Below are 8,391 nucleotides of genomic sequence, written 5' to 3'. Positions count from 1 at the left end.
GCGCACCGTGCTGGTGAGCTGCTCCATGCTGGCTGCGGTTTCTTCCAGGTTGCTCGCGGCCTGCTCGGTGCGCGCGCTCAGGTCCTGGTTGCCCGAGGCAATCTCCATCGAGGCCGTGTTGATGCTGTCGGTCGCGCTGCGGAGGTCGCGAACAATGGTGACGAAGCGCTGCCGCATGTTCTCCACCTCTCGCACCAGCACACCGATTTCGTCTTTCCGGTCGGACCGGAAAGTCTGGGACAGGTCGCCATGAGCCACCGTGGTGACCGCAACGGTCAGGTCTGCCAGCGGGCGGCTCACGTTGCTGCGCACCAGGGCGTACATGGCCCCTCCCAGCAGTGCCGTGACGGCGGCCAGCATGGCCCAGAACGCGTAGATGGACTCCCAGAACGAGGCCATGGCCTCGTTGTCGGACACCTCGGCCACGACCCACCATCCACCCGCCTGCGACGAACGCATGACGGCCCAGGGTGAAGTGGCATTGGCATTGAAAAGGGCGGCGGCGTCGCTCACAAAACCATCAGGGGAATTGCGCATCCCGGTCAGGAAAGCGTCGGCCTGCGGGTTCACTTCAAGCACCTTCTTGCCGGCGGCGGTGGGGTGGGAAACGAACAGCGCGTCGGCGTTCGACTGGCGGGGATCGATGACATAGGTGCCACCGGACTCGAAAAACTTCGCCTCACGAACCAGCTTGTCCAGCGAGACCTGGAAATCGGCGATGTCAAAGCCGATGAACAGAATGCCCACGACGGCACCCGCATCGTTGCGCACGGCCTCGTAGTGGGTCATGTAGGGCTTGCCGAACAGCACGGCACGCCCGGTATATGTCTTGCCTTCCATCATCAGTGGGTACGCCGGGTGGGCGCGGTCCAGCAGCGTGCCCATGGCGCGCTCGCCGTCGGCTTTCTTGAGCGAGGTGCTGATGCGCTCGAAGTCATCGCCCTTGCGCATGAAAATGGTCGCCACGCCACCGTTCTGGGCGTGGAAGCTGTCCACCTCGGTGAAGTCGTTGTTGAGCAACATGCCCCAGCCCTTGAGCATGCCGGCTTCTTCGTCGAGGTCGAACTTGTCGGCAAACTTCTGGCGGAAGGGCTTGTACGCCCGGTCGGTCATCATCCGGGCGGTGCCATCAAATGCATCGATAGAGCCGGCAATCGACTCGGCCTTGTCGCCCGTCCAGACCACCTGCCGCTCGCGGGCACTGCGTTCCATGGCAAAGGCCATGACGGTACTGACCACGACAAGCACGCTCGCCAGCAACGCCACGGACAACAGGGCCACGCGACGTGCAACGGACGGGGTTTTTGAAACGGACGGACTCATGCCGGCTCCTTGTGGCTTCAGAGAGAGAGAAAAGGAAACAGGGAAGCGGTTACTGCAGCACCTGGCTGGTGTCCATCAGGCCCATGTCGGCACTGGACATGAGGGCTTCGATGTCCATGAGGATCAGCATGCGTTCGCCCACACTGGCAATCCCGGTGATGAATCCGGTGTCCATGGTGGAATTCATCTCAGGCGCGGGCTTGATCAGATCGCCAGCGAGTTCGAGCACGTCGGAGACCGAGTCCACCACCGCACCCACCACGCGGCCGTGCACGTTGAGCACGATCACCACGGTGAAGCCGTTGTATTCCACCTTGTCGCAGCCGAGCTTGATGCGCAGGTCCACCACAGGAACGATCACGCCGCGCAGGTTGACCACGCCCTTGATGAAGTGCGGCGCATTGGCGATGCGCGTGGGCTCTTCGTATGAGCGAATCTCCTGCACGCGCAGGATGTCGATGCCGTATTCCTCTCCGCCCAGGCGGAAGGTCAGGAATTCGGCAGCGGCCTTCTGGGCGGCGGCGCGCGCGCTGTCGTGGCGGGCGATGTGATTGGCGTCGTTGCGCATGTCCATGGTGGAAGTCCTCGATAAAAAAACGGGTTGGTGCATGGAATATCGGCCACCCTGGCGCCAACTGAAGTCGCAATAAAGTCCACAAAGTCAGGGCAAAACCCGGCTTCAAGCCCGGTTTGAGTACCTTGGTTCGCATGCGGGGAACCGGGCGAACCAAGACGAGGCAAAGGCCTGGGCCCAGACCCGCGATCTCCAGTTCAGGTCAGCGGGTGGTATCAACCCGATGAAACACGGCATCTGCCCACCCGGTGCGAAGGCCGGCAGCCCACGGCCGCGTCCCGAAGGCGTCGAACCATCCGAGCAAGGTTCTGTTAATTTCCCGCCATGCCCTTACACCGCCAACCCCTGACCGCCACCCCTTTTATCGACAGCGACCATCGTGCCGTGCAGGATTTCTCTCGGCGCCATGCAACTGGCAACACGCCGCGCGAGCAGGCCGTTTCGCTCTACCTCGCGGTGCGCGACACCTTGCGCTACGACCCCTACCGCATTGACCTCACCGATCACGGCATGCGTGCCAGCACCACATTGCAGCAGGGGTACGGCTGGTGCGTGCCCAAAGCCGTGGTGCTCACTGCGGTGGCGCGCGCAGCCGGCATTCCTGCGCGGCTGGGTTTTGCCGACGTGAAGAACCACCTGTCCACCGAACGCCTGCGCAAGACCATGGGCACGGATGTGTTCATCTGGCACGGCTACACCGAGCTTTGGATCGACGGCGCCTGGCGAAAGGCCACGCCCGCCTTCAACATCGGGCTGTGTGACAAATTTGGTCTGCTGCCGCTGGCGTTCGACGGTGTGCACGATTCGCTCTACCACCCGTTCGATCGGGCCGGCAACCAGCACATGACCTACGTGAACGAGCGAGGCAGCTTTGACGATCTGCCGCTGGCACAGATCCGGGCTGCCTTTGCAGAGACCTATCCGGGCATTTCGGCCAGTGGCCCAAACATGGAGGGTGATTTCGCGGCCGACGCAGCGCGCGAAAAACCGGGTGGCTGACGCGCCTCGAAGCGCCTCAGTTTGAAAACTTGAACACCGCGGTGCTGGCCATCAGATTGGGCAGCCTTCGCACTTCCTGTCCCTGGTGGAGGCCGAAGCTGTCGACGATGGTCAGGCCGCAGCTGCGCGCCAGCACTTCAAAGTCGGCGTGCGTGCCCACCCGGATATTGGGCGTGTCGTACCACTGGTAGGGCAGGCGCCGGGTCACGGGCATGCGACCCTGCAGCACCGCCAGCCGATTGGGCCAGTGGGCGAAATTGGGAAAGGCGACCACGCCGATGCGCCCCACCCGCGCTGTCTCGCGCAACACGGTGTCGGTGTTGCGCAGGTGTTGCAAGGTGTCGATCTGCAACACCACGTCGAAGGCGTCATCTTCGAACATGGTCAAGCCGTCTTCCAGGTTGAGTTGCAGGACATTCACGCCACGCTTGATGCAGGCGAGCACCTTGGCATCGTCGATCTCCACCCCGTAGCCGGTGCAGTTGCGTGTGGCTTGCAGGTGGGCGATGAGCGCTCCGTCGCCGCAGCCCAGGTCCAGCACCCGCGAGCCGGTCGGCACCAGGCGTGCAATGGAATTCATCACATCGTGTTCAGCCATGGGTCACCTCACCAGTCAGCGCAGCACCCACGGTGTGGTCGAAGTACGCCCGCACCGCCTGGTGATAGCGCGCGTCGTCGAGCAGGAAGGCGTCGTGCCCATGGGGTGCATCGATCTCGCAGTAGCTCACCTCGCGCCGGTTCTCGAGCAAGGCTTTGACGATCTCGCGGCTGCGCGCAGGCGAGAAACGCCAGTCGGTGGTGAAGCTGATCAACAGGAACTTCGCACGCGCACGGGCCAGGGCCGCGCTGAGGTTGCCCTCAAAAGCACGCGCGGGGTCAAAGTAGTCGAGTGCGCGCGTGATCAGCAAGTAGGTGTTGGCATCGAAGTACTCGCTGAATTTGTCGCCCTGGTAGCGAAGGTAGCTCTCGATCTGGAATTCCACGTCCTGTGTGGAGTAGCGGTAGGCATCGAGAAGAGCATCGTGATCCGGCGCCGGGCCGCCCCAAGCCGGATCAGCCCCCTTGGGGGGCAGCGAGCCATGCGCAGCGGGTTGCGTGGGGGCAAGGAAAGCAGCGCGATCCGGCGCCGGGCCGCCCCTAGCCGGATCAGCCCCCTTGGGGGGCAGCGAACCATGCGCAGCGGGTTGCGTGGGGGCCAGGGAAGCAGCGCGATCCGGCGCCGGGCCGCCCCAAGCCGGATCAGCCCCCTTGGGGGGCAGCGAACCACGCGCAGCGGGGAGCGTGGGGGCAAGGTTCCTGCCGAACTTTTCGTTCATCACGTCGTCGCTGAGATAGGTGATGTGACCGATCATGCGGGCGATGCGCAGGCCGCGCCGGGGCAGCGTACCTTCGCGAAGGTAATGCCCGTCGTGGAAGTCCGGGTCGGTCACGATGGCGCGGCGGGCGACTTCGTTGAAGGCGATGTTCTCGGCTGTGAGGTTGGGCGCGCTGGCCACCACCACCGCATGCCGCACGCGCTCGGGGTACTGCAGCGTCCACGACAGGGTCTGCATGCCCCCCAGGCTGCCCCCCATCACGGCCGCCAGCACGTCGATTCCCAGCTCATCCAGCAGGCGTGCCTGCGCGTGCACCCAGTCCTCCACCGTGACCACCGGAAAATCGGCCCCCCAAGGCTGGCCGGTGGCTGGGTTGATGTGTGTGGGGCCCGTGCTGCCGAAGCAGGAGCCCAGGTTGTTGACGCTCACCACGAAGTACCGATCCGTGTCCACCGGCTTGCCGGGACCGATCATGTTGTTCCACCAGCCTTCGCTGCGCGCCAGCGGCTGACCGCCAGCGTCTGCATGCCAGCCAGCCACGTGGTGCGACGCATTGAGCGCGTGACACACCAGCACGGCATTGGTGCGCGCGGCATTGAGCGTGCCGTAGGTCTCGTAGACCAGTTCGTAGGCCGGCAGCACCGCGCCACTTTGCAGCGGGAGCGGCTCGGTGAAGCGGCGAGTTTGGGGTGTGACGATCACCTGGATGCACCTCGGGCCGGACAAGGCCCCAAAAAAGAAACCCGGTGCCGCAAGGTGCGAGACCGGGAGTCTCCCCTTTAGCGGCATTTTTAAAGCGCCCGCAATCCGGAACAAATCGGCGCTGGGGAGCAGTATAAATTGAACCACCTGCCTGTGCCCATGCAGCACCCGAGCCTCAGTGAACACGTCCAGTCCCGCGCACTCTGGGAAAGTTCATGCCTGAGCCCTGCGGCTCCGACGCCTGCGCGCCATACGGGGCAGCCCGGCGGTTCGAGCCCGTGGGGTGGCCAAGCAGGCTCTGACCTGGCCAGAAGCGTTTATTCGAGGCGTGCTTTGAAACGTGCTGGTGTGCATGGACTGGCCGCCGCCGAAGGGTGGATCTCTGCCTGTTGACCGCAGTCACCAGCCGACAAGCCCAGGGGTGTTGTATCGGCGCATCGACCCAAAAGACGGCCAGCACCGCCGACAAAAAAGTCTTTCGTTCCGGGGCATTCGGCGCATAATGTGCCGGCGTGGGTCTAAAAACCTCGCTTGACAAGTGATCGGTTGGTTTCGCGTGCTACAGGTTTGTTTGCTAACGGGGCTCCATCGCTATTTTTCTCAGTGTTATTAGGAGTCCCAACAATGGGCAACAAACTGTACGTGGGCAACCTGCCTTACACCGTGCGCGACGAAGACCTGCAGCAGGCTTTCGGCGCTTATGGCTCTGTCAACAGCGCCAAAGTCATGATGGAGCGCGACACAGGTCGCTCAAAAGGTTTTGGTTTTGTGGAAATGGGCAGCGATGCTGAAGCCCAGTCCGCCATCGAAGGCATGAATGGTCAGTCGCTGGGCGGTCGCAGCCTGGTGGTGAACGAAGCCCGTCCGATGGAAGCGCGTCCTCCCCGTTCGGGTGGTGGCGGCTTTGGCGGCGGTGGCGGCCGCAGCGGTGGTGGTGGCTTTGGCGGCGGTGGCGGCAGCGACGGCGGTTTCCGCAGCCCCTACGGCGGCGGTGGTCGTCGTGAAGGTGGCGGCGGCGGCGGTGGCCGCGGTGGCTACTGAACCACAGCGCTGAATCACTGACCTGGTGCAAACCGGGTTCAGACGAAAGCCCCTCGATTCATCCTGGGGCTTTTTTGTGGCCGGTACCCGAAAACTCGCCAGGAAACCCACCGGCATCACCGACCAGATGCAGCACCAAAGGTGCACACGCAGGCACCGGTATTTTTCATTCCATCGGCTCAGCGGTTTGAGGCGGTGCGCTTCTGCCGATGTTTACGGGGTCGGCCTGCGAGCAGGCGATCGAACAGCGGGTTTGGCAGCAGGCGCAGCAACTTCGCCACCACCCCCATCTGCCACGGAATCACGCGGTAGCTGACCCCGCCTTCGATCGAATGGAAAGCCCGCTCGGCAAACGCTTCCGCGCTCATCAAGAACGGCATCCCATAGCGGTTCTGGCGGGTCAGCGGCGTGTCGATGTAGCCGGGCAGCAAGGTCACCACCGACACGCCACTCCCCCGCAGTTCACCTCGCAGGCTTTCGCAATAAGCCACCACCGCGGCCTTGCTGGCGCAATAGGCGCCATGCCCGGGCAGGCCGCGAATCGCCGCCACGCTGGCGATGCCGACCAGCCTGCCACTGCCCCGTTCACGCATGGCATCGACAAAGGGGTGGAAAGTCGCGGCCAGTCCTGTGTTGTTGGTCGCAAAAGTGCGGGCCATCACGTTGATGTCTTCACGTTCGGCCGTGTCCATGCCGATGCTGATGCCGGCGTTGGCGATCACCACATCGGGTACCCCTTGCACCCCCAGGCAGGTTTGAGCGGCCGCCACGAGGTTGTCGGTGTCACTCACGTCCGCGCCGTAGATCCGACAACGATCGACGCCCAGTCCCTGCGCATCGGCCCAGGCCTGCATGTTGCCTGTGCCCCGCGCCACGAGCGCCAGCCGGTAGCCCGCCTGCGCAAACCGGGCTGCCAGCGCCTGGCCTATGCCACTGGAAGCGCCGGTGATGAAAACAAGCGGTGGCTGGGACATGCGGATGTCATCCGGCTTGGGTGAAAGGGCGTTCATTCATCGCGGCTGCATCTGGACCTGCACCCGCCCTTTGAGCAAGGCGGCCTGGCGGTCACCTCGGTACAGCAGGCTGTCGGCGCGCATCTGGTCCGTGTCACGGATGAGCAGCACCGGCTGGTCGGATATGAGCGCATCCCATTTGGTGAGCACACGCAGGTATTCGCCATGAAACTCCAGTCGGGGCAATCGCTTGCCAGCGGCGTTCTTGCCTGCCTGCCGCACCACAATCGCATCGCCTTCGAGAATGAACTCCGTGCTGTCGCCGTTGCTGGTCACACGCTGCGCGGTGGCGGTGGTCAGTTGTCCCTCCGGGCTGTAGTTTCGAATGCGCGCCTTGTCGATCTCCAGTGTGTCCGTGTCGGGGTAGTGCCGTCCTTCTGCGCCATACACCTCGGATCTGATACGACCATTCACGTCAAAGACCTTGACCGAGAACCTCTGCATGTAATAGTCAGGCTCATGAGTCAGTTCCCGCTCTTCGGGTAACGCCTCGGGCATCGGCGTGGCGCGCAGCAGCCAATACGAGGCCATCGCCAGCAACCCCATCAGGAGGACCGGCAGGTAGATCGAAACCTGATCCCAGACCTGGTAGGCCCGCTTCTTGACCACACGCGGAGCGGCATTATTCAATGGCTCCAAGGGCAAGGTACTGTTCATCGCGACGCCGCCTCCAGTTCACGGCCATAGACACCACTGGCGACAAGCAGCACATCACACAGTTCACGGACTGCACCCATGCCGGGGGCGCGCTGGGTGATGTGGTGAGACACCGCCAGCACTTCGGGATGGGCAGAGGCTGGCGCACATGCGAGCGCTGCGCGACGCAGCATGGGGAGATCGGGCCAATCATCGCCCATGGCTGCCGCGTCCGACCACGCCAGGCCCAGCGTGTCCAGAATGGCCTCGGCGGCTGGACGTTTGTCTTCCGTGCCATAGCGGACATGCACCACCCCCAGGGCTTCGAGCCGTCTCCGCAGGGCCAGTGAATCGCGTCCCGTGATCACCGCGGGGGTGATGCCCGCACGCTGCAACAGCTTGATCCCATGCCCGTCCAGGGTATGGAAGCGCTTGAGCGTCTCGCCTGCTTCGCTGAAGTAAAGACCTCCATCGGTGAGCACACCGTCCACATCAAAAAAAACCACACGCACGGCTTGCGCGCGCAACAGCAGTTCGGGCGCAAAGTTCAGTGAAGGACGCAGCGGTGGCAGATCAGGAGACATGGGCCGATGCTAACCGGGGAGGAGAAATGTACCGAACTAGGCAATGCAAGCCCAGGGCGCCGCGGAACCGGCTTGTATGGTTGAGGTGTTGGGGTGGAGGGCCTGAAATACCGGCTAACGGCACTGACCGACTGGCGAAGATTGCCCCCACCCCGCCTTCCAGCGTCGATAAGGAACTGAGCGGCACCGGGTATCGGTAGCGC

Annotated in this window: 9 protein-coding genes and 1 riboswitch; of the genes, 2 read left to right on the top strand and 7 right to left on the bottom strand. The window is 63.5% G+C overall.

Translation table 11 applies throughout. The features are described from left to right. Positions 1-1,323, bottom strand: a 1,323-nt coding sequence (locus Q7V46_RS00945; protein ID WP_304911622.1) for a methyl-accepting chemotaxis protein, incomplete at its 3' end; no start/stop codon positions are given. 49 nt (positions 1,324-1,372) lie between these two features. Further along, positions 1,373-1,897, bottom strand: coding sequence for a chemotaxis protein CheW (locus Q7V46_RS00940; RefSeq protein WP_304911621.1), 525 nt, complete (start codon positions 1,895-1,897; stop codon positions 1,373-1,375). Between the two features lie 324 nt (positions 1,898-2,221). On the opposite strand from Q7V46_RS00940, the gene Q7V46_RS00935 reads away from it, so the two are divergent. Then, positions 2,222-2,896 carry a transglutaminase family protein gene (locus Q7V46_RS00935; protein WP_304911620.1) on the top strand — a complete coding sequence of 225 codons (675 nt, stop codon included), beginning with the start codon at positions 2,222-2,224 and terminating at the stop codon, positions 2,894-2,896. A 16-nt stretch (positions 2,897-2,912) separates the two neighbouring features. Here the strand turns inward: Q7V46_RS00935 and metW are convergent, their stop codons facing one another. Next, on the bottom strand, positions 2,913-3,494 hold the full coding sequence (gene metW, locus Q7V46_RS00930) for a methionine biosynthesis protein MetW (RefSeq protein ID WP_304911619.1): 582 nt from the start codon (positions 3,492-3,494) through the stop codon (positions 2,913-2,915). After that, entirely contained in the window at positions 3,487-4,920 is a 1,434-nt protein-coding gene (locus tag Q7V46_RS00925) for a homoserine O-acetyltransferase (protein WP_304911624.1), read from the bottom strand. The genes metW and Q7V46_RS00925 overlap by 8 nt, the downstream gene beginning before the upstream one ends. A gap of 50 nt (positions 4,921-4,970) precedes the next feature. Beyond that, a riboswitch (SAM riboswitch) is annotated at positions 4,971-5,046 on the bottom strand. 492 nt (positions 5,047-5,538) lie between these two features. Between Q7V46_RS00925 and Q7V46_RS00920 the strand changes: the two genes are divergently transcribed. Next, on the top strand, positions 5,539-5,955 hold the full coding sequence (locus Q7V46_RS00920; RefSeq protein ID WP_304911618.1) for an RNA-binding protein: 417 nt from the start codon (positions 5,539-5,541) through the stop codon (positions 5,953-5,955). Positions 5,956-6,134: 179 nt separating this feature from the next. On the opposite strand, the gene Q7V46_RS00915 is transcribed toward Q7V46_RS00920, so the two are convergent. From Q7V46_RS00915 to Q7V46_RS00905, 3 genes are read right to left on the bottom strand one after another with little or no spacing between them, the layout of a single operon-like run. Then, a complete protein-coding gene (locus tag Q7V46_RS00915) occupies positions 6,135-6,929 on the bottom strand; it encodes an SDR family oxidoreductase (RefSeq protein WP_304911623.1) in 795 nt (264 codons plus the stop codon). Positions 6,930-6,965: 36 nt separating this feature from the next. Continuing rightward, positions 6,966-7,625 (bottom strand): LPS export ABC transporter periplasmic protein LptC, encoded by a 660-nt coding sequence (lptC, locus tag Q7V46_RS00910; RefSeq protein ID WP_304911617.1) that lies wholly within the window; start codon positions 7,623-7,625, stop codon positions 6,966-6,968. Beyond that, positions 7,622-8,188: an HAD family hydrolase gene (locus Q7V46_RS00905; RefSeq protein WP_304911616.1), complete on the bottom strand. Its 567-nt coding sequence runs from the start codon at positions 8,186-8,188 to the stop codon at positions 7,622-7,624. Before Q7V46_RS00905 ends, lptC begins: the two co-directional genes overlap by 4 nt. Positions 8,189-8,391: the final 203 nt, after the last annotated feature.

The sequence above is a fragment of the Hydrogenophaga sp. genome, assembly GCF_030651625.1.
Classification (GTDB): domain Bacteria; phylum Pseudomonadota; class Gammaproteobacteria; order Burkholderiales; family Burkholderiaceae_C; genus Hydrogenophaga.
This window is presented reverse-complemented; position numbering and strand designations above follow the sequence as displayed.